This is a genomic window from Streptomyces sp. NPDC085866 (assembly GCF_044541035.1).
Lineage (GTDB): Bacteria > Actinomycetota > Actinomycetes > Streptomycetales > Streptomycetaceae > Streptomyces.
Map to the genome: position 1 here is coordinate 436,810 of NZ_JBITSQ010000008.1, position 19,514 is coordinate 456,323.

Annotated in this window: 18 protein-coding genes; 10 read left to right on the plus strand and 8 right to left on the minus strand. The window is 71.5% G+C overall.

What is annotated here, in order from left to right; all coding sequences use genetic code 11:
* Window positions 1–59 precede the first annotated feature (59 nt).
* The 6 genes from ACIF83_RS22815 to ACIF83_RS22840 all read left to right on the plus strand — a co-directional run bounded on the left by ACIF83_RS22815 (window position 60) and on the right by ACIF83_RS22840 (window position 6,159).
* The gene (locus ACIF83_RS22815; protein WP_399729362.1) at window positions 60–857 is read left to right on the plus strand and encodes an acetoacetate decarboxylase family protein; all 798 of its coding nucleotides are present in this window, start codon (window positions 60–62) and stop codon (window positions 855–857) included.
* Entirely contained in the window at window positions 857–1,741 is an 885-nt protein-coding gene (locus ACIF83_RS22820; RefSeq protein WP_399729365.1) for an SDR family NAD(P)-dependent oxidoreductase, read from the plus strand. The genes ACIF83_RS22815 and ACIF83_RS22820 overlap by 1 nt, the downstream gene beginning before the upstream one ends.
* A gap of 13 nt (window positions 1,742–1,754) precedes the next feature.
* On the plus strand, window positions 1,755–3,038 hold the full coding sequence (locus tag ACIF83_RS22825) for an amidohydrolase family protein (RefSeq protein ID WP_393482130.1): 1,284 nt from the start codon (window positions 1,755–1,757) through the stop codon (window positions 3,036–3,038).
* Entirely contained in the window at window positions 3,035–4,261 is a 1,227-nt protein-coding gene (locus ACIF83_RS22830) for an amidohydrolase family protein (RefSeq protein WP_399729369.1), read from the plus strand. The genes ACIF83_RS22825 and ACIF83_RS22830 overlap by 4 nt, the downstream gene beginning before the upstream one ends.
* 25 nt (window positions 4,262–4,286) lie before the next feature.
* Window positions 4,287–4,997, plus strand: coding sequence for a VIT family protein (locus tag ACIF83_RS22835; RefSeq protein WP_398138671.1), 711 nt, complete (start codon window positions 4,287–4,289; stop codon window positions 4,995–4,997).
* A gap of 112 nt (window positions 4,998–5,109) precedes the next feature.
* Window positions 5,110–6,159, plus strand: a complete 1,050-nt coding sequence (locus ACIF83_RS22840) for a zinc-dependent alcohol dehydrogenase family protein (RefSeq protein ID WP_393482139.1) — start codon at window positions 5,110–5,112, stop codon at window positions 6,157–6,159.
* A gap of 4 nt (window positions 6,160–6,163) precedes the next feature.
* On the opposite strand, the gene ACIF83_RS22845 is transcribed toward ACIF83_RS22840, so the two are convergent.
* From ACIF83_RS22845 to ACIF83_RS22855, 3 genes are all read right to left on the minus strand, one after another.
* Window positions 6,164–7,174, minus strand: coding sequence for a CopD family protein (locus tag ACIF83_RS22845; protein ID WP_399729374.1), 1,011 nt, complete (start codon window positions 7,172–7,174; stop codon window positions 6,164–6,166).
* A gap of 100 nt (window positions 7,175–7,274) precedes the next feature.
* Window positions 7,275–8,654, minus strand: coding sequence for a CoA transferase (locus ACIF83_RS22850; RefSeq protein ID WP_399729377.1), 1,380 nt, complete (start codon window positions 8,652–8,654; stop codon window positions 7,275–7,277).
* A 114-nt stretch (window positions 8,655–8,768) separates the two neighbouring features.
* On the minus strand, window positions 8,769–10,295 hold the full coding sequence (locus tag ACIF83_RS22855; RefSeq protein WP_399729380.1) for a S8 family peptidase: 1,527 nt from the start codon (window positions 10,293–10,295) through the stop codon (window positions 8,769–8,771).
* Window positions 10,296–10,579: 284 nt separating this feature from the next.
* On the opposite strand from ACIF83_RS22855, the gene ACIF83_RS22860 reads away from it, so the two are divergent.
* The 3 genes from ACIF83_RS22860 (at window position 10,580) to moaA (ending at window position 13,703) form a co-directional block, all read left to right on the plus strand.
* Window positions 10,580–10,936, plus strand: a complete 357-nt coding sequence (locus ACIF83_RS22860) for a DUF485 domain-containing protein (RefSeq protein ID WP_399729383.1) — start codon at window positions 10,580–10,582, stop codon at window positions 10,934–10,936.
* Window positions 10,933–12,558 carry a cation acetate symporter gene (locus ACIF83_RS22865; RefSeq protein ID WP_393482153.1) on the plus strand — a complete coding sequence of 542 codons (1,626 nt, stop codon included), beginning with the start codon at window positions 10,933–10,935 and terminating at the stop codon, window positions 12,556–12,558. The genes ACIF83_RS22860 and ACIF83_RS22865 overlap by 4 nt, the downstream gene beginning before the upstream one ends.
* 155 nt (window positions 12,559–12,713) lie before the next feature.
* Window positions 12,714–13,703 carry a GTP 3',8-cyclase MoaA gene (gene moaA, locus ACIF83_RS22870; RefSeq protein ID WP_393482156.1) on the plus strand — a complete coding sequence of 330 codons (990 nt, stop codon included), beginning with the start codon at window positions 12,714–12,716 and terminating at the stop codon, window positions 13,701–13,703.
* Here moaA and ACIF83_RS22875 read toward each other — a convergent pair.
* On the minus strand, window positions 13,700–13,918 hold the full coding sequence (locus tag ACIF83_RS22875) for a hypothetical protein (RefSeq protein ID WP_393482160.1): 219 nt from the start codon (window positions 13,916–13,918) through the stop codon (window positions 13,700–13,702). The two genes, moaA and ACIF83_RS22875, sit on opposite strands and share 4 nt — an antisense overlap.
* A gap of 227 nt (window positions 13,919–14,145) precedes the next feature.
* Complete coding sequence (locus tag ACIF83_RS22880) at window positions 14,146–14,553, minus strand: DUF3099 domain-containing protein (RefSeq protein WP_393482163.1); 408 nt, start codon at window positions 14,551–14,553, stop codon at window positions 14,146–14,148.
* Window positions 14,554–14,745: 192 nt separating this feature from the next.
* Here ACIF83_RS22880 and ACIF83_RS22885 point away from each other — a divergent pair, with 192 nt between their 5' ends.
* Entirely contained in the window at window positions 14,746–15,027 is a 282-nt protein-coding gene (locus ACIF83_RS22885) for a GlsB/YeaQ/YmgE family stress response membrane protein (RefSeq protein ID WP_393482166.1), read from the plus strand.
* Between the two features lie 54 nt (window positions 15,028–15,081).
* On the opposite strand, the gene tyrS is transcribed toward ACIF83_RS22885, so the two are convergent.
* Genes tyrS through ACIF83_RS22900 form a run of 3 tightly spaced genes read right to left on the minus strand, consistent with a single transcriptional unit; the run spans window position 15,082 to window position 19,321 of the window.
* On the minus strand, window positions 15,082–16,350 hold the full coding sequence (gene tyrS, locus ACIF83_RS22890) for a tyrosine--tRNA ligase (RefSeq protein WP_399729388.1): 1,269 nt from the start codon (window positions 16,348–16,350) through the stop codon (window positions 15,082–15,084).
* A gap of 56 nt (window positions 16,351–16,406) precedes the next feature.
* Complete coding sequence (locus ACIF83_RS22895) at window positions 16,407–17,801, minus strand: metallopeptidase TldD-related protein (protein ID WP_399729391.1); 1,395 nt, start codon at window positions 17,799–17,801, stop codon at window positions 16,407–16,409.
* On the minus strand, window positions 17,798–19,321 hold the full coding sequence (locus ACIF83_RS22900; protein ID WP_393482174.1) for a TldD/PmbA family protein: 1,524 nt from the start codon (window positions 19,319–19,321) through the stop codon (window positions 17,798–17,800). The genes ACIF83_RS22895 and ACIF83_RS22900 overlap by 4 nt, the downstream gene beginning before the upstream one ends.
* Window positions 19,322–19,514 lie beyond the last annotated feature (193 nt).

Sequence of the window (19,514 nt, forward strand, 5' to 3'; positions counted from 1 at the left end):
CCCGACTGCTGTAACTGTGTTACAGATGACGGCCCGTCAGAAGAAGGGCGGTACGGCGTATGGCACGCGTACGGTACGGAGCACGGACCGAGGGGGAGATCGCCGCCACGCGCACCGCGAGCGCGCGGCTTCCCGACATCTGGTCCACCGGAGTGGTGGCCGTCTGGGAGACCGACCCGGATGCGGTCGCGGCGGTGCTGCCACCACCCCTGAAACCTACGGGCAGCCCGCTCGTCCGGGTGAGCATCAGCAAGGTCGACCTGCCCGGATACCCGCTCGGTGCGGGCTCCTTCGCGGTCGCCGCCGCGCACGGCGAGGTCGAGGGTTGGTACCCGCTGGTGATGCCGATGACCCGCGAACGCGCCCTCACCGGCGGCCGTGAGGTCTTCGGGGAGCCCAAGAAGCTCGGCGAGGTGACCGTCGAGCGCGACGGCCTCGTCGTACGGGCGGCACTGGCCCGGCACGGCATCGCCTTCGTGGAGGTGCGCGGCGCGGTGAGCGGCGAACTGCCCCTCCCGGAGCCCTCACGCAAGACCGACTTCTACTTCAAGTTCCTTCCCGCCGTGGACGGTTCGGGCTTCGACGGGGACCCCGTGCTGGTGCACTGCGTACGGTACGAGAAGGTGCGCCGACTGGAGCGCGTCACCGGGGACGTCGTGCTGCGCGAGTCCGGGTACGACCCCGTCGCCGATCTTCCGGTGCTGCGCCTGCGGGAGATCACCGTCGGCGAGAAGACCAGCGACCAGAGCGGCCGAGTGGTCGAACGGGTCGACGCGCAGGCCCTGCTGCCGTACGTCCACCAGCGCTACGACGACCCGCTCCAGGTCCACGACGGGCCGCCGGAAGGGAGCCGGTGATGGACCTGCGAGCGGGACAGGTCGCCGTCGTCACCGGGGCGGCGAGCGGGATCGGGCTGGCGATGGCGCGGCGGTTCGCGGCCGAGGGCCTGAAGGTCGTCCTCGCCGACGTCGAGGAGACGGCGCTGGACAAGGCCGCCGCCGACCTGTGCGCGGAGGGCGCCGACGTGCACGCGCGCGTGGTCGACGTCGGCGTACGCGAACAGGTCCTGGAGCTGGCCGAGTCGGTGTACGACACCTACGGGGCCGTACACGTCCTGTGCAACAACGCGGGGGTCGGCTCGGGCGCCGAGGGGCGCATGTGGGAGCACGAGCCGAACGACTGGCAGTGGGCCTTCGCCGTCAATGTGTGGGGCGTCTTCCACGGCATCCAGGCGTTCGTGCCACGGATGATCGAGTCCGGTCAACCTGGTCATGTCGTCAATACTTCCTCCGGCGACGGCGGCATCGCGCCCCTGCCGACCGCCTCCGTGTACGCGGTCACCAAGGCGGCCGTCGTCACCATGACCGAGTCCCTGTACGCCCACCTGAAGGCGGAGCACGCGCGTGTGGGCGCCTCCGTGCTCTTCCCCGGGCCGCACATGCTGCGCACCGGCCTGTGGGAGTCGCACCGCAACCGGCCCGCCCGCTACGCCAAGGAGCGCCCCAGGAAGACGCCGTACCGCAGCCTCGACCAGTGGGAGTCGGCGATGTGCGCGGCCGGCCGGGAAGTCAGCTTCACGCCCGTCGAGGAGGTCGCCGAGCTGGTCCTGGACGGCATCCGCGCCGACCGCTTCTGGCTGCTGCCGGCGAGCGAGCACAGCGACGCCCAGATCCGCGCGCGGGCGCACTCGATGCTGGACCGCGCGAACCCGTCGTACCTCGAAAGCTTCATACTCGATTGACCGGGAGGCTGTTGTGACCAGCCAGGACCCGTACCTGATCATCTCCTCCGACTGCCACGCCGGGCTGCCCACCGAGCGGTACCGGCCCTACCTGGAGTCCCGATTCCACCGGGACTTCGACGAGTTCCTCGCGGGCCGCGAACGGCGCCGCGAGGAGATGACCCGGCTCGGCATCCGCAACGAGGCGTTCGCGACCAAGTGGTTCCAGGACAACGAGGAGGGCCTGCGCGGGGGCTGGGACACCGCACAGCGGCTGAAGGAACTCGACGGGGACGGGGTGGCGGCGGAGGTGGTCTTCCCGGACGCCGACGCCGTGGACAGCCAGACCGCCGCGCCCTTCGGCGTGGGCCTCGGCCTCTCCGGCGACCACGACCCCGAGCTGGGCATGGCGGGCGCCCGGGCGCACAACCGCTGGCTCGCGGACTTCGTGTCCGAGAACCCCGAACGGCACTGCGGCGTGGCCCTGTTGCCGGTCACGGCCGAGGTGCCGAGGGTGGTCGCCGAGATCCACCGCGCCAGGGAGTCCGGGCTCGGCGCCCTGATGATCCCCGCCCTGTGGGGCGACAAGGAGCCCTACCACGACCGCCGGTACGACCCCGTGTGGGCGGCGGCCGCCGAGTGCCGGATGCCGGTGCTGACGCACTCCGGGTCGGCGCCGCGCCACGAGTACGGCGACCACCTGGGGATCTTCGTCAGCGAGGTGACCTGGTGGCCGGCCCGGCCGCTGTGGTTCCTGCTCTGGTCCGGTGTCTTCGAACGCCACCCCGGACTGCGGTTCGGGGTCGCGGAGTCCGGCTGCTGGTGGCTGCCGAACCTGCTGTGGTTCATGGACCGCCTCTACCTCGGCGCCCACGGCGGCAAGAAGCTCTCCCCGTTCCAGGAGCTGAAACGCCCGCCGCACGAGTACCTCGACCGGCAGATCTTCGTCTGCGCCACCAACACCAAGCGCCGCGAACTGGCCCAGCGCTACGAGATCGGCGTCGACAACATCCTCTGGGGCAGCGACTTCCCGCATCCCGAGGGCACCTGGCCCGACACGCGCGCGTGGCTGCGGCGCACCTTCCACGACATCCCGGTGGGCGAGACGCGCCGGATGCTGGGCCTCGCGGCGGCGGAGGTCTTCGGCTTCGACGTACGCGGACTGACCCCGCTCGCCGAGCGCATCGGCCCCACCCCCGCGGACCTCGGCCAGCCGGCCGACCAGGCGGCCGTGGAGGCGTCCTGGGCGCGCTCGCGCGAGGTGGGCCGGCACTGGCTGACCGACCACGACTTCCCGACGCTGGGGGTGACGCAGTGAGCGACCGGTACACGGTGATCTCCGCCGACTGCCATGCGGGAGCCGATCTCCTGGACTACAAGCCGTACCTGGAGAAGCGCCACCACGACGACTTCGACGTCTGGGCGGCCACCTACGTCAACCCGTACGAGGACCTGCTCGCCGACTCGGCCGACCGGAACTGGAACTCCGAGCGGCGCCTCGCGGAGCTGGAGGCGGACGGGATCGTCGCGGAGGTGATCTTCCCGAACACCATCCCGCCGTTCTTCCCGTCCGGCTCCCTGATGGCCCCGCCCCCGAGCGCCGAGGACTTCGAGCGGCGCTGGGCCGGTCTGCGCGCCCACAACCGCTGGCTCGCGGACTTCTGCGCGGCCGCGCCCGGCCGCCGGGCCGGTGTCTTCCAGATCCTCCTGGGCGACGTCGAGGAGGCCGTCAAGGAGATCAGGTGGGCCGCCTCGGCGGGCCTCAAGGGCGGCCTGATGCTGCCCGGCACCCCACCGGGCTCCGGCCTGCCCGAGCTGTACTCGCGCACGTACGACCCGATCTGGGCCGTCTGCTCGGAACTCGGTGTCCCCGTCAACCACCATGCGGGCTCCGCCTCCCCGCCGCTCGGTGACGAACCGGCCGCCCGCGCGGTCTTCATGGTAGAGACGACCTGGTTCTCCCACCGCGCGCTGTGGCACCTGGTCTTCGGCGGGGCCTTCCGCCGCCACCCCGGGCTGCGGCTGGTGCTGACCGAGCAGGGCTCCGGCTGGATCCCCGGAGTCCTCGACATGCTGGACTACTACCACGGCCGCCTGGTCGCGGCCGCCTCGAAGGCCGACACCGCCGAGGCCAAGTTCGGCGCCAGTCTCGCCGAGAGCATGGGCGAGGCGCCGTCCCGGGTCTGGCACGACCACTGCTTCGTCGGCGCCAGCTTCATGCGCCCGCACGAGGTGGAGCTGCGCGACCGCATCGGCATCGACAAGATCATGTGGGGCAGCGACTACCCGCACGACGAGGGCACCTACCCGTACACCCGCGAGGGCCTGCGGTTCGCCTGCCCGGGCGTCCCGCGCACGGAACTGGCGGCCATGCTCGGCGGCAACGCGGCCCGCGTCTACGGCTTCGACCTGGACCTCCTGGACCCCATCGCGGCGAAGGTCGGCCCGACGGTGTCCGAGCTGGCCGAGCCACTGCGGGAGCCGCCGGCGGACGCGACGAGCCCGGTGTTCGCGAGAGGAGCGTCGGTACGGGTCTGGTGACGGCCGGGGTGGGATCCTCCCTGCTGTGACGGAACCAACCCATGACGAGGCTCACGGCGATGCGCTGGGCACCCGCCTGAACTGGCTGCGGGCGGCCGTCCTCGGCGCGAACGACGGCATCGTGTCCACCGCCGGCCTCGTCGTCGGCGTGGCCGGTGCCACGGGCTCCCGCGCCGCCCTGCTCACCGCAGGCCTGGCCGGCCTGCTCGCCGGGTCCATGTCGATGGCGGCGGGCGAGTACGTGTCGGTGTCGACGCAGCGCGACTCGGAGAAGGCCGCACTGGCCCTGGAGCGGCGGGAACTGCGCGAACAGCCCGAGCTGGAGCTGGAGGAGCTTACCGGGCTCCTCCGGCAGCGCGGGCTGTCCCAGGAGGTGGCCCGTGAAGCCGCCGAGCAACTCACCGCACGGGACGCGCTGAGGGCACACGCGCGCGTGGAGCTGGGCATCGACCCGGACCAGCTGACCAACCCCTGGCACGCGGCCTGGGCGAGTTTCCTGGCCTTCACCGTGGGCGCTCTGCTGCCGCTCCTGGCGATCGTCCTGCCGCCCGCCGCCTGGCGGCTCCCGGTCACCGTGGTCTGCGTGCTCGCCGCGCTCGTCCTCACCGGGTGGAGCAGCGCCCGGCTGGGAGCGGCCGACCCGAGGCGCGCGGTGCTGCGGAACGTGGCGGGCGGGGCGCTCGCCATGGGGGTGACGTACGTGGCGGGGACACTGCTGGGCGCGGCGGGCGTGTAGCGGATCCGCACCCTGGTCGCGCGGCTCCCCGCGGCCACGGCGTACCGTGAAGTGCGCTCGACCACCCCCTGAGCGCGCCCTGCACGAAACCCGCACGAGAAGGACCCTCGCCATGCGCGCCACCACCATCCACGCCCCGTACGACATGCGTGTGGAGAACGTCCCCGAGCCCATGGTGCAGCTGCCCACCGACGCCGTGGTGCGGGTGCTGCGCGCCTGTATCTGCGGCAGCGACCTGTGGGCGTACCGGGGCGAGGCGGCCCGGCAGCCGGGACAGCGCATCGGGCACGAGTTCCTCGGCGTCGTCGAGGAGACCGGCTCCGAGGTGAGCACCGTCCGGCCCGGTGACCTGGTGGTCGCGCCCTTCATGTGGTCCGACGGCGTCTGCGACTACTGCCGCGAGGGTCTGACGACCTCCTGCGAGCACGGCGGCTTCTGGGGCTCCGTCGGCTACGACGGCGGGCAGGGCGAGGCGGTGCGCGTGCCGTTCGCCGACGGCACCCTGGTCCAGCTGCCCAAGGAGGCGGCCTCCGACGACCACCTGCTGTCCGCCCTGCTGACCCTCTCCGACGTCCTCGGCACCGGTCACCACGCCGCCCTCGGCGCGGGCGCCCGCCCGGGCGCCACGGTCGCCGTGGTCGGTGACGGCGCGGTGGGCCTGTGCGCGGTGCTGGCCGCCAAGCGGCTCGGCGCCGAGCGGATCATCGCGCTGGGCCGGCACGAGGTCCGCACCGACATCGCGCGCCGCTTCGGCGCCACCGACGTCGTCGCCGAGCGCGGGGACGCGGCCGTCGAGGCCGTCCGGGAACTCACCCGCGGCCAGGGCGCGCACGCCGTCGTCGAGGCCGTCGGCACCGAGCAGTCCATGCGGACGGCCGTGAACATCACCCGCGACGGTGGCGCGATCGGCTTCGTGGGCGTCCCCCACGGCAGCGGCACCGGCCTGGACCTCGGCGTCATGTTCGACCGGAACATCGCCCTGCGCGGCGGTGTCGCGCCGGTCCGCGCCTACATCCCCGACCTGCTGCCCGACGTCCTCGACGGCACGATCGACCCCTCGCCGGTCTTCGACATGACCGTCGGCATCGAGGGCGTGCCGGACGGCTACAAGGCGATGGACGAGCGCACCGCCCTCAAGGTGCTCGTCACCAACGACCTGTGACCCGCTAGGACCAGCGGATCGGCAGCGGCAGCGCCGTGAGCAGGCCCGAGACCACGACCACCGCGCCCAGGGCGACCACCTCGGCCCGCGCGGGCACGTAGGCGGTCAGCGGGTCGGCCGCCCGGCTCAGCCGGATCCGCGCCCACAGGGCCAGCACGGCGACGACGCCGACCAGGATCGCCTTGGCCAGCAGGGTGCGTCCGTACGCCGTCGTCGTCAGCTGGTCCAGGACCGTGGCCGCCGGCATGCGCCGCAGCGAACTGCACACGCCCGTCACCGTGAGGGCCGCGAGCAGAACGGCGGCCACGCGCGCGTAGCGCCCCAGCAGCGCGGCCCCGGCCGCGTCGCCGCGCCACAGCCTGACCGTCCGCAGCGCGGACGGCAGGCCGCCCGCCCACAGCGCCGCGCAGGTCAGGTGCACCAGTGTCAGACCCGAGCCGACCAGCGGGCCGTGCTCGGAGGTGGGGTGGGCGCGCAGGGCCTCCGCGACCACCACCGCGGCCAGCGGCCACGCCTGGGCCGCCGGGCGGCGCGAGCGCGCGCACAGCGCCGCCAGCAGGAAGGCGTTGACCTCCAGCAGTGCCAGCCTGCCGTCGCGCGAGTCGTACAGCCCGCCGACGTCGATCTGGCCGAGACTGTGCGGGACCAGATTGCCGGTGGAGACGACCGAGGCGAGGGCCAGCGCGGCCAGGAACCCCGCACCGGTCGCCAACGGGGCCCAGCTGCGCGGCCGTTCGGCCGGGGCATCGGGCAGGCGCCGGGCGAGCCGGAGCACGAGCAGCTCGCCCAGCGGGACGCACAGGGCGGCGAACAGCACCCCGCGCAGCAGCGCGATGCCGCCCACGCCGGGAGCGGCGGCCTCCCCGGTGCCGTGCAGCGCCGCGGACGGGCCGAGCAGCGGGACCAGGGCGGCGAGGGCCACCAGGACCAGGACGGCGACGGCCCGGCCGGTGCCGGACCGGCGCGCCGGTCCGTTCGCGTCGGCGGCGTCGGCACCCGGTCGTATCAAGGTCACCCCGCGATCTTCGCCAGCCGTCACAGAACCGGGCAAGTCCCGGAAAACAACTGGGGCTACGGCATTCCGGCCATACATACGTTTCCGGCCGCCCCTGCACTCACCACCAGACGGCCGGGTCCGAACCCCACGGCACCGGAGGACGCGCCCAGCCGGCGGGGCCGCCCGTGAAGGACAGCGGCGGCAGGGCGTGCCGCAGCCGGCCGAGCGGGCTGTCCGTCTCGGCCAACCAGGCGTCCGGTCCCTCGTACGCGAGGCCGTCGGTGGCCGGGTCGGGCCGGATCCCGTCCGTCAGCCAGCGCGCGGTCCGGGCGAGCGCCAGCCGGACGAGCCGGCTGCCTCCGTCGTGCGACTGCTCGGTCACCGCCCGCAGTACGGCGGCCGCCAGCAGATAGCCGGTGCCGTGGTCCAGGGCCTGCGCGGGCAGCGCGCCGGGCTGCCCGGCCGAGCCCTCGGTCACAGCGATGCCGGTCGCGACCTGCACCAGGCTGTCGAAGCCGCGCCGACCGCCCCAGGGCCCGTACGCGCCCCACGCCGACACCTGCGCCACGACCAGCCCGGGGCGCCGCTCGGCCAGGGCCCGCGGGGAGAGCCCGAACCGGTCCAGGGCGCCCGGTCGGTAGCCGGTGACCACGACGTCCGCCGAGGCCAGCAGCTCCTCGAAGGTGTCGCGGTCGGTGGTGAGGTCGAGCGTCGTCGACCGCTTCCCGAAGCCCGTGTCGGCGTGCTGGTCGGCGAGTTCGGGCAGGTGCGGGGCGTCCACGCGCAGTACGTCCGCGCCGAGCAGGGCCAGCGTCCGGGTGGCGACCGGCCCGGCGAGCACCCGGGTCAGGTCGAGGACGCGGAGCCCGGTGGCGGGCAGCAGGGGAGCGGTGGCCGCATCGAGCGCGGGGAGCACGCGCGCCTGCACCGAGTCCAGCCGCTCCCGCTCGACCAGGGGCCGGGCGGTCACCTCGGCGGCCTGCTCGTGCGCCGCCCACTCCTTCGGGGTGCGCAGCGCCACGGCGAGGCCGTCGGCGCCGTACACCGTCTCCTCCACCTCCAGTGCGGGAAGTTCAGCGAGCCGGGCGGCCACGTCCTCCACCGAGGCATCCGCCGGCAGGCCCAGCGCGCCGAGCAACCGGGCCCGGTGGTGCGGGTAGTTGGCGTGGGTGCGCACCCAGCCGTCGGCCGTCCGCCAGAACCGCGACAGCGGCGCGAAGGCGACCGGAGCCCGCCCGTCGACCTGCAGCAGCCGCTCGCTGTGGAAGGCGGCGGCGACCGCACCGTCGTCCACCCGGACCTCCGGCACCTCGGCGAGCCCCGCCCGCCGCGCCCCCAGCTCGGCGGCGGCCAGCGCGCACGCCCCCACACAGGCGCGCGCCAACTCCCGCACGGGCAGCCTCGCTTCGAGCACCCCCCGGCGTACGACATCCGACACACGCGACCCGAGAGCGGGATCGCCGCCCACCGCGTCCCAGGCGTACTTGATTTCAGTCATGACTGCACTATGCATCATTGATTGAATCAATTATTGCTGGGCCTCATACCAACAGGTCCCGCTGGAGAGACTCCAGCGGGACCTGTCCGTCAGCGGTGGCAGACCGGTGACGTGCTAGTCGACCGCGCGCAGCGCGTTGACGACACCGAAGCCGTAGAAGCCGTTGACGCGTTTGCCGCCGACGCAGGTCGCGTCCACGACGCCGTCGCCGTTCCCGTCGTACGGGTCGCTCGGGCAGCCGGGGTTGTCCGCCTGGGCCTTCAGGAGGGCCTGCAGCTGGGCGGGGGTGGCGTGCGGGTGGGCCGACTTCAGCAGCGCGGCCACGGCGGCCACGTGCGGGGAGGCCATCGACGTGCCCTGGAGGAAGCCGTACTGGTTGTTCGGCAGCGTGGACAGGATGCGGCCGTTCTTCGACGGCGTGTCCGGGATCTGGTACTTGTCGCCGCCCGGCCCCGCCACGTCGACGACGCCCTGGCCGTAGCTGGAGTAGTACGACTTGGTGCCCTTGACGCCCACCGCGCTCACGGTGACCACACCGGGCAGCTGGGTCGGCACGTCGAAGCACTCGTGCGGGTCGATCGTCCGGTTCGTGGCGGTGGAGTCGTCGGGGCTGGAGGTGTCCACGATCGAGTCCGCGTCGAGGTCGTGGTTGGAGTTGCCGGCCGACGCCACGTTGAGCGTGCCCTTGCGCTGTGCGTACAGCTGGGCCCTGTTGACCGCGTCAACGATGGCACGTTGATCGGGGTCGTCCATGCAGTTGTACAGCCACGGGTCAACGTAGTAGCTGTTGTTGGTGATCTCGATGCCGTGGTCCGCGGCGAACACGAAGGCGCAGACCACGCTCTCGGGGTAGAACAGCGAGTTCGCGTCCGGCTGGGCCACGGTGATGCTCGCGACCTTCACCCCGGGCGCCACACCCGCCACGCCTATGCCGTTGCGGGCCGCGGCTATCTCGCCCGCCACATGCGTGCCGTGGTAGTGGTCGGCGTCCACCGGCCGCCAGGAGCCGTACGTCGTGTCCGCCTTGCCGCTCACGCAGTTCGCCGACTGGGACGCGGAGAAGTTCGGGGCGATGTCCGGGTGGGTGTCGTCGACGCCGGTGTCGATCACGCCGACGGTCACGTTCCTGCTGCCCGGGTTGATCGTCGCGGCCTTGTCGGCGCCGATCGCCCGCAGATCCCACTGGTCGGCCTCGAGGGGCTCCTGGCCGGCCGCCGCGCCGTCGGCGAGCTTCGCGGCCTGCGCCTTCGACAGGACCTGCACCGTGCCCTCGTCCGTGGTGCCCGCCGCGGTCAGTGGAGCGGTCCGCGTGGCACCCGCCGACTGCACTCCGTGTACGGCGCGCATCTGCGGGCCGAAGTCGGGGTTCGCGGAGTGGGCGACGATCACGCCGATCCGGTCGTAACTCTCCACGATGGTGCCACCGTTGCGGGTGATGGCCTGCTGCACGGACTCGATCGTGTGGCGGTCCGTGCCGGTGTTGACCACGTAGGCGAGGTTGGGGCCGTCCGCCGCCCGCGCCGCCGTGGCCGCGGGGGTCGCCGCCGAGGCCGCCGTCGGCAGGAAACCGAGCGAGGCGGTCAGCGACAGAACGACCGGCACGGCGAGCGCGAGCCGGCGTCTGGAGCGCAGATGAGCCATGGGATCTCCACATCATCCGGATACAAAACCGCCCGAGACACAGGTGGTGCTCGGGCAGGTACATGACGGGTGGTGCAGGGCGAAGCTATCTCCCGAGGCTGATCTCCGAAAGGGTCAGGCGGACTTGAACCGCTCCGTGCGTGGCGCCGTGACCGTGGACGGAGGGCCCAGCAGGATCGTGCCCCCGCTGTGATCACTCAAAGGAGTCAGTCAGTGACTCCCTGTAATGTGATCCATGTCCCTGTGAGGTCAGAAAGCGCATGTCCGTGACGCGAGGAGACTCCGTGACTACCGAGACACCGCCCCCTGCGAAACCCCAAGCCCACCTTCCCTCCACCGAGGAGTTCGCCGAGGTGCAGCAGAGCGCGGAGTTCGGTGAACTGCGCCGCTCCCACCGCTCCTTCGCCTTCCCCCTGACCATCGCCTTCATCACCTGGTACCTGCTGTACGTCCTGCTCTCCAACTACGCGGGCGACTTCATGGGCACCAAGGTGGCCGGCAACGTCAACGTGGCCCTCGTCCTGGGCCTCGCCCAGTTCCTCACCACGTTCCTCATCGCCTGGTGGTACGCGCGGCACGCCGCGGCCGCGCTCGACCCCAAGGCCGAGGCCATCAAGTCCCGGATGGAGGGCGGCGCATGAGCCCCGCACAGCACACCCTGCTGGCCGCCGGCGAGGCGAGCGAGCACCGCCCGCTGATCATCACCCTGTTCGCGGTGTTCGTTGCCGCGACCCTCGTCATCACCGTCTGGGCCGGCCGGCAGACCAAGGACGCCGCCGACTTCTACGCCGGCGGCCGCCAGTTCACCGGCTTCCAGAACGGCCTCGCCGTCTCCGGCGACTACATGTCCGCCGCGTCCTTCCTCGGCATCGCCGGCGCCATCGCCCTCTTCGGCTACGACGGCTTCCTCTACTCGATCGGCTTCCTCGTCGCCTGGCTCGTCGCCCTGCTCCTGGTCGCCGAACCGCTGCGCAACTCCGGCCGCTACACGATGGGCGACGTGCTGGCCTACCGGATGCGCCAGCGGCCCGTCCGTACCGCCGCCGGCACCTCCACCATCGTCGTCTCGATCTTCTACCTGCTCGCCCAGATGGCCGGCGCCGGCGTCCTGGTCTCGCTGCTCCTGGGCATCACCAGCGACGGCGGCAAGATCGGCATCGTCGCCCTGGTCGGCGTCCTGATGATCGTGTACGTCACCATCGGCGGTATGAAGGGGACCACCTGGGTCCAGATGGTCAAGGCGGTGCTGCTGATCGCGGGCGCCCTGCTGCTCACCTTCCTGGTGCTGCTGAAGTTCCACTTCAACGTCTCGGACCTGCTCGGCAAGGCCGCCGACAACAGCGGCAAGGGCTCCGCGTTCCTCGAGCCCGGCCTGAAGTACGGAGCCACCGGCACCACCAAGCTGGACTTCATCTCGCTCGGCATCGCCCTGGTCCTCGGCACCGCAGGCCTGCCGCACATCCTGATCCGCTTCTACACGGTCCCGACGGCCAAGGCCGCCCGCAAGTCCGTGATCTGGGCGATCGGCCTGATCGGCGCCTTCTACCTGATGACCCTCGCGCTCGGCTTCGGCGCGGCCGCGCTGATCAAACCGGACGAGATCATCGCCTCCAACAAGGCGGGCAACACCGCGGCCCCCCTGCTCGCCCTCCACCTCGGCGGAGTGGACTCCAGCTGGGGCGCGATCCTGCTGGCCACCATCTCCGCGGTCGCCTTCGCCACGATCCTCGCGGTCGTCGCCGGCCTGACCCTGGCCTCGTCCTCCTCCTTCGCCCACGACATCTACGCCAACGTCATCAAGAAGGGGCAGGCCACCGAGAAGCAGGAGATCAACGCGGCCCGCTACGCGACCGTCGGCATCGGGGCCGTCTCGATCGTCCTGGGCGCCCTCTCCCGCGACCTGAACGTCGCCGGCCTGGTCGCCCTCGCCTTCGCGGTCGCCGCCTCCGCCAACCTGCCGACCATCCTCTACAGCCTGTTCTGGAAGCGCTTCACCACCTCGGGCGCCCTGTGGTCGATCTACGGCGGCCTGGTCACCGCGGTCGGCCTGGTGCTGTTCTCGCCGGTGGTGTCCGGCAAGCCCACCTCGATGTTCCCCGAAGTGGACTTCCACTGGTTCCCGCTGGAGAACCCCGGCATCATCTCGATCCCCGTCGGCTTCCTGCTGGGCGCCCTGGGCACTCTGCTGTCGAAGGAGGTCCCGGACGCCGGCAAGTACGCGGAGCTGGAGGTGAGGTCCCTGACCGGGACCGGAGCGCACTGAGCTTCGTACGGACGGCCGCGTCGTTCGGGACTGTACGGTCCTACGACGCGGCTGCGCCGTACCTCGTAAGATCAGGTCGCTGTCGATGTCAGTCGTCTCACGTAGGCTCGCAAGTGACGGAAAATGAGTGCTCCGGATCGAGGGAGGGGGCCCACGTGCTCATCGACACCTACGGCCGAGTGGCCACCGACCTGAGGGTCTCGCTGACCGATCGGTGCAACCTGCGCTGTACCTACTGCATGCCCGAGGAAGGCCTGCAGTGGCTCGCCAAGCCCGATCTGCTCACGGACGACGAGATCGTCCGCCTCATCGACATCGCGGTCCGCCTGCTCGGCATCGAGGAGGTCCGCTTCACCGGGGGTGAGCCCCTGCTGCGCCCCGGGCTGGTCGGCATCGTCGAGCGCGTCGCGGACCTCGCCCCCCGCCCGCAGATGTCCCTCACGACGAACGGCATCGGCCTCAAGCGCACCGCTGTCGCCCTGAAGGCGGCCGGTCTGGACCGGGTCAACGTCTCCCTCGACACCCTGCGCCCCGACATCTTCAAGATCCTCACCCGCCGCGACCGCCACAAGGACGTCATCGAGGGCCTCGAAGCCGCCCGCGACGCCGGCCTCACCCCGGTCAAGGTCAACACGGTCCTGATGCCGGGCCTGAACGAGGACGAGGCCCCGGACTTGCTGGCCTGGGCGCTGGAGCACGAGTACGAGCTGCGCTTCATCGAGCAGATGCCGCTCGACGCCCAGCACGGCTGGAAGCGCGAGAGCATGGTCACCGCCGGGGACATCCTGGCCTCCCTGCGCACCCGCTTCGACCTCACCCCCGAGGGCGCGGACGAGCGCGGAGCGGCACCGGCGGAGCGCTGGCTGGTGGACGGCGGCCCGCAGCGGGTCGGCGTGATCGCCTCGGTCACCCGGCCGTTCTGCGCGGCCTGCGACCGCACCCGCCTCACCGCCGACGGCCAGATACGCACCTGCCTGTTCGCCACGGAGGAGACCGACCTCCGCGCGGCCCTGCGCTCCGGCGCCCCCGACGAGGAGATCGCCCGCATCTGGCGCCTGGCGATGTGGGGAAAGAAGGCGGGAGCGGGCCTGGACGACCCGACCTTCGTTCAGCCGGACCGACCGATGTCCGCCATCGGCGGTTAGGACCCTTCGGGGGCTTCCCAGTCCTCGAACTTCACCACGTCCTTGAGGAACCCCCGAACCCCGAGGAACTGCGAAAGATGCTCGCGGTGCTCCTCGCAGGCGAGCCACGTCTTGCGCCGCTCCGGCGTGTGAATCTTCGGGTTGTTCCAGGCCAGCACCCACACGGCATCGGTACGGCAGCCCTTGGCGGAGCAGATGGGGGTCTCGTCACTCACAGGTTCGTCACTGGTTCCGTATCACAGAGCCCCCGTAAACAAGGCGACGCCGAGCAGCCACGGGGGGAGCTGCCCGGCGTCGGTCCGTCGCTCCGACGGGGGATGCGGAGCGCGTACGCAGTATGTCACGGGTCACCCGTCGCCCGGCACTGGAACTGCATGATTGATCTGAGCTTTTCTTGAGCTTGGAGCGGAGCCGCCGGCCGCAACCGCCGCGTCCGCCGTGGTCACGCCCCCTCGGGCCGCTCGGACTCCGACCGCGCCGTCTCCTCCTCCGCGCGTGGCGGCGCGATCATCGGCCGCGTCGGTGCGGTGATGAAGGTCGACGGAAGATTGGGCGGCCGCTCCCGGCCCGCGTTCGCGATCACCACGGCGACATAGGGGAGGAGCGCACCGAGCACCAGCGCCACGACGGCGACGTACCGTTCGACGTTCCACAGCGAGGCCGCGAGGATCACGGAGAGGGTGCGGATCGTCATCGAGATGACGTACCGCCGCTGCCGGCCCCTCACGTCCTCGGCCAGCCCGGTCCGGGCGCCGGTGATCCGGAACACCTGGACGCTGCCACCGTGCTGCTTGCGCCTCACACTCCACCATCCGCCCGCAGACTCTCCCCGGCCCGCACCTGCGCCCACGCCCGGCGGGGAAACCGGACCAGGACACCTCCACGGTACGCCGCGGCCGCACGCCCGACGAGACCGGGTCGCCCCCCTGCCTGCGCGAACGTCCTCGGCCCTGCCGCTGACGGGTGAACCCGACGTGCGCCGTACGGCGCACGGACCCACACTGACCGTAGTGCTCACGTCGAGCCGTACGAGGAGGCAGCCATGGGCTGGTTGTGGGCGATCATCGTGGGATTCGTACTGGGCCTCATCGCGAAGGCGCTCATCCCGGGCAAGCAGCACAGCCCCCTCTGGCTGACCACCATCTGCGGCATCCTGGGCGCCGTCGCCGGCAACGCGATCGCCGCCGCGCTCGGCGTCGCGCAGACCCGCGGCATCGACTGGAGCCGGCACGCCTTCCAGCTCATCGCCGCGATCATCATCGTCTTCGCCGTGGACAGGCTCTACATGGCGACACTGGGCAAGAGGAAACAGCAGACCGTCTGACGGCGGACACAACGAAGGGCGGCCCCTCGAAGCGGAGCCGCCCTTCGTTCCGTCCTAAGCGCCGGTGACCTCCACCGCGGCAAGGTTCTTCTTGCCCCGCCGCAGCACCAGCCACCGCCCGTGCAGCAGGTCCTCCTTGGCGGCCACGGCATCCTCCGCGGTGACCTTCACGTTGTTCACGTAGGCCCCGCCCTCCTTCACGGTCCGCCGCCCGGCGGACTTGCTGGCCACCAGGCCGACCTCGGCGAACAGGTCGACCACCTGGCCCAGCTCGGCCACCTGGACGTGCGGCACCTCGGACAGCGCCGCCGCCAGCGTCCGCTCGTCCAGCTCCGTCAGCTCGCCCTGGCCGAACAGTGCCTTGGACGCGGCGATCACGGCGGCCGTCTGGTCGGCGCCGTGCACCAGTGTCGTCAGCTCCTCGGCGAGCGCGCGCTGCGCGGCACGGGCCTGCGGACGCTCCTCGGTCTGCTGCTCCAGCTCCTCCAGCTCCTCGCGGGACTTGAAGGACAGGATCCGCAGGTACTTCGAGATGTCACGGTCGTCCACGTTCAGCCAGAACTGGTAGAACGCGTACGGCGTCGTCATCTCCGGGTCGAGCCAGACGGCGCCGCCCTCGGTCTTGCCGAACTTGGTGCCGTCCGCCTTGGTCATCAGCGGGGTGGCCAGCGCGTGCGCCTCGGCGTCCGGCTCCAGCCGGTGGATCAGGTCGAGACCGGCCGTGAGGTTGCCCCACTGGTCGCTGCCGCCCTGCTGGAGCGTGCAGCCGTACCGCCGGTACAGCTGCAGGAAGTCCATGCCCTGCAGGATCTGGTAGCTGAACTCGGTGTAGCTGATGCCCTGGTCGGACCCCAGACGGCGGGCCACGGAGTCCTTCGTCAGCATCTTGTTGACGCGGAAGTGCTTGCCGATGTCCCGCAGGAACTCGATCGCGGAGAGGTTCGCGGTCCAGTCGAGGTTGTTCACCATGACCGCCGCGTTCTCGCCCTCGAAGGACAGGAACGGCTCGATCTGGGCGCGCAGCTTGCCCACCCAGCCGGCCACCGTCTCCGGGTCGTTCAGCGTGCGCTCGGCGGTGGGGCGCGGGTCACCGATCAGGCCCGTCGCGCCGCCGACCAGCGCCAGCGGCCGGTGCCCGGCCTGCTGGAGTCGGCGCACGGTGAGCACCTGCACCAGATGCCCCACGTGCAGCGACGGCGCCGTCGGGTCGAAACCGCAATAGAACGTGACGGGACCGTCCGCGAGCGCCTTGCGCAAAGCGTCCTCGTCGGTGGACAGGGCGAACAGCCCACGCCACTTCAGCTCGTCGACGATGTCCGTCACGGTTCTCGTGTCTCCTCGGTGATCCAGGGGCAGTCGGGTGACAGCCGACTACGAGGTTATACGCCCTGACTGACAGAGCTCATATTGAAATCGGGGATCCGCAGAGCGGGCATCGCGGCCCGGGTGAAGTAGTCGCCCCACTCCCGCGGCAGCGTCTTCTCCGTGCGCCCCGCCTCCGTGGCCCGGCCGAGCAGGTCCACCGGCGACTCGTTGAACCGGAAGTTGTTCACCTGCCCGGTCACCTCGCCGTTCTCCACGAGGTAGACGCCGTCCCGGGTCAGGCCGGTGAGCAGCAGCGTCGCCGGGTCGACCTCGCGGATGTACCACAGGCAGGTCAGCAGCAACCCGCGCTCGGTGGCCGCGACCATCTCCTCCAGGGAGCGGTCCTGTCCGCCGTCCAGGATCAGGTTCCCGATCGCCGGGGCGACCGGCAGCCCGGTCAGGCCGGCGCTGTGCCGGGTGGTGATCAGGTGCTTGAGCACGCCCTCGCCGATCCACTCGGTGGGGTGCACCGGCAGCCCGTTGTCGAACACGGACTGGTCGCCGCCGGAGGAGTGGGCGACCACGAAGGGCGCGCACTCCAGGCCCTGCTCGTTCGGGTCGCTGCGCAGGCTCAGCGGCAGCTCGCTCAGCTTCTCGTCGACACGGGTGCCGCCGCCCGGCTTGGAGAACACCGTCCGGCCCTCGGCCGCGTCCCGGCCCGAGGCCGACCACAGCTGGTAGATCAGCAGGTCCGCGACGGCGGTCGGCGGCAGCAGCGTCTCGTACCGGCCCGCGGGCAGCTCCACCCGCCGCTCGGCCCAGCCGAGGCGTACGGCCAGCTCGGCGTCCAGGGCGCCCGGGTCGACGTCCTTGAAGTCCCGCGTGGAGCGGCCCGCCCACGCCGAGCGGGCCCGGTCCGGGGACTTGGCGTTCAGCTCCAGCGTGCCGTTCGGCTGGTCGTGCCGCAGCCGCAGCCCGGTGGACGTGCCCACGTACGTCGACACCATCTCGTGGTTGGCGAAGCCGTACAGCTCGCGGCCGCCGGTCCGCGCGCGTGCGAAGGCCTCGCCGAGCGCGGGTGCGAACTCCGCGAAGACGGCCGAGGAGGTCTCGGCGGGCGCGTCCGTGAAGTCCGGGGACTCCTGGACACCACGGACCAGCGGCTGGGCGTCCTCGGCGGGCCCGGCCCCGCGCGCCGCCGCCTCGGCGGCCCGCACCAGCGGCTCCAGCTCCTCAGTGGTCACCGCCGACCGCGACACGACACCGGAGGCCGTGCCCTCCTTGCCGTCCATGGTCGCGATCACCGTGAGGGTACGGCCGCGGGTCACACCGTTGGTGGTGAGCGCGTTGCCGGCCCAGCGCAGGTTGGCGGTCGACTCCTCGTCGGCGATGACGACGCAGCCGTCGGCCCGGGACAGCGCGAGGGCCTGCTCGACGACCTCGTGCGGCTTGTTGGTACGGGCGCTCATCGACCGGCCTCCTGCGTGGTGTTCAGAATGTTGACGCCCTTGAAGAGGGCGGAGGGGCACCCGTGGGACACGGCGGCTACCTGGCCCGGCTGGGCCTTGCCGCAGTTGAAGGCGCCGCCCAGGACGTAGGTCTGCGGGCCGCCCACGGCCGCCATGGACCCCCAGAAGTCGGTGGTAGTGGCCTGGTAGGCGACGTCCTTCAGCTGCCCGGTGATCCGCCCGTTCTCGATCCTGAAGAAGCGCTGCCCGGTGAACTGGAAGTTGTACCGCTGCATGTCGATCGACCAGGACCGGTCGCCGACGACGTAGATGCCCCGGTCGACGCCGCCGATCAGGTCCTCGGTGGACAGCCCGGCGGGATCCGGCTGCAGGGACACGTTGGCCATGCGCTGCACCGGGACATGCCCGGGGGAGTCGGCGAACGCACAGCCGTTGGACCGCTCGAAACCGGTCAGCTTCGCGATCCTGCGGTCCAGCTGGTAGCCGACGAGCGTGCCGTCCTTCACCAGGTCCCAGGACTGCGCCTCGACGCCCTCGTCGTCGTACCCGATGGTCGCGAGACCGTGCTCGGCGGTGCGGTCACCGGTGACGTTCATCCTCTCGGAGCCGTACCTCAGCTTGCCGAGCTGGTCGAAGGTGGCGAAGGAGGTGCCCGCGTAGGCGGCCTCGTAGCCGAGCGCGCGGTCCAGCTCGGTGGCGTGCCCGATGGACTCGTGGATGGTCAGCCACAGGTTGGACGGGTCGACCACGAGGTCGTACAGGCCCGCCTCCACGCTCGGCGCCCGCATCTTCTCGGCGAGCAGCTCGGGGATCTGCTCCAGTTCGGCGTCCCAGTCCCAGCCGGTCCCGGTCAGGTACTCCCAGCCGCGCCCGACGGGCGGCGCGATCGTCCGCATCGAGTCGAACTCGCCGCTCGACTCGTCGACCGACACGGCCGTCAGCTGCGGATGCAGCCGCACCCGCTGCTGGGTGGTCACGGTGCCCGCGGTGTCGGCGTAGAACTTGTTCTCGTGCACGGTGAGCAGCGAGGCGTCCACGTGGTTCACGCCCCTCGCCGCCAGCAGCCGGTTGCTCCACTCCGCCAGCAGCGCGGCCTTCTCCTCGTCGGGCACCGAGAAGGGATCGATCTCGTACGAGGAGATCCACGTCTTCTCGGCATGGACGGGCTCGGCGGCCAGCTCCACGCGCTCGTCCGACCCGGCGGCCTTGATCACCTGCGCGGAGAGCTTCGCCATCGCCACCGCCTGCGAGGCGACCTTGGCGGCCGCGTCCAGGGTCAGGTCCACCCCGGAGGCGAAGCCCCACGTACCGCCGTGCACGACCCGGACCGCGTACCCGAGGTCGGTGGTGTCCGACGATCCCGCGGGCTTGGCGTCCCTGAGCCGCCAGGACGCGCTGCGCACCCGCTCGAACCGGAAGTCCGCGTGCTCGGCCCCCAGCGCACGCGCGCGTGCCAGCGCGGCGTCGGCCAGAGCCCTTAGCGGAAGCGCCGTGAAGGCTTCGTCGATGGAATGAGGCACGGAGGTCTCCCTGCTGTCGTGGCCTGTCGGTTCCGATCATGTCGTGGGAGCGGCCCGGCGGACCACATGTTTCGGTCCGAGGCGGGGCCATTCTGTAGGGACCCGACAGCGTCTCACTCGCGCCACTGTCGGTGCCCGCTTGCCCACGGAAGCGGCGCTACCGATAGGTTTTCGATGAAGCCGCCTGCCATCC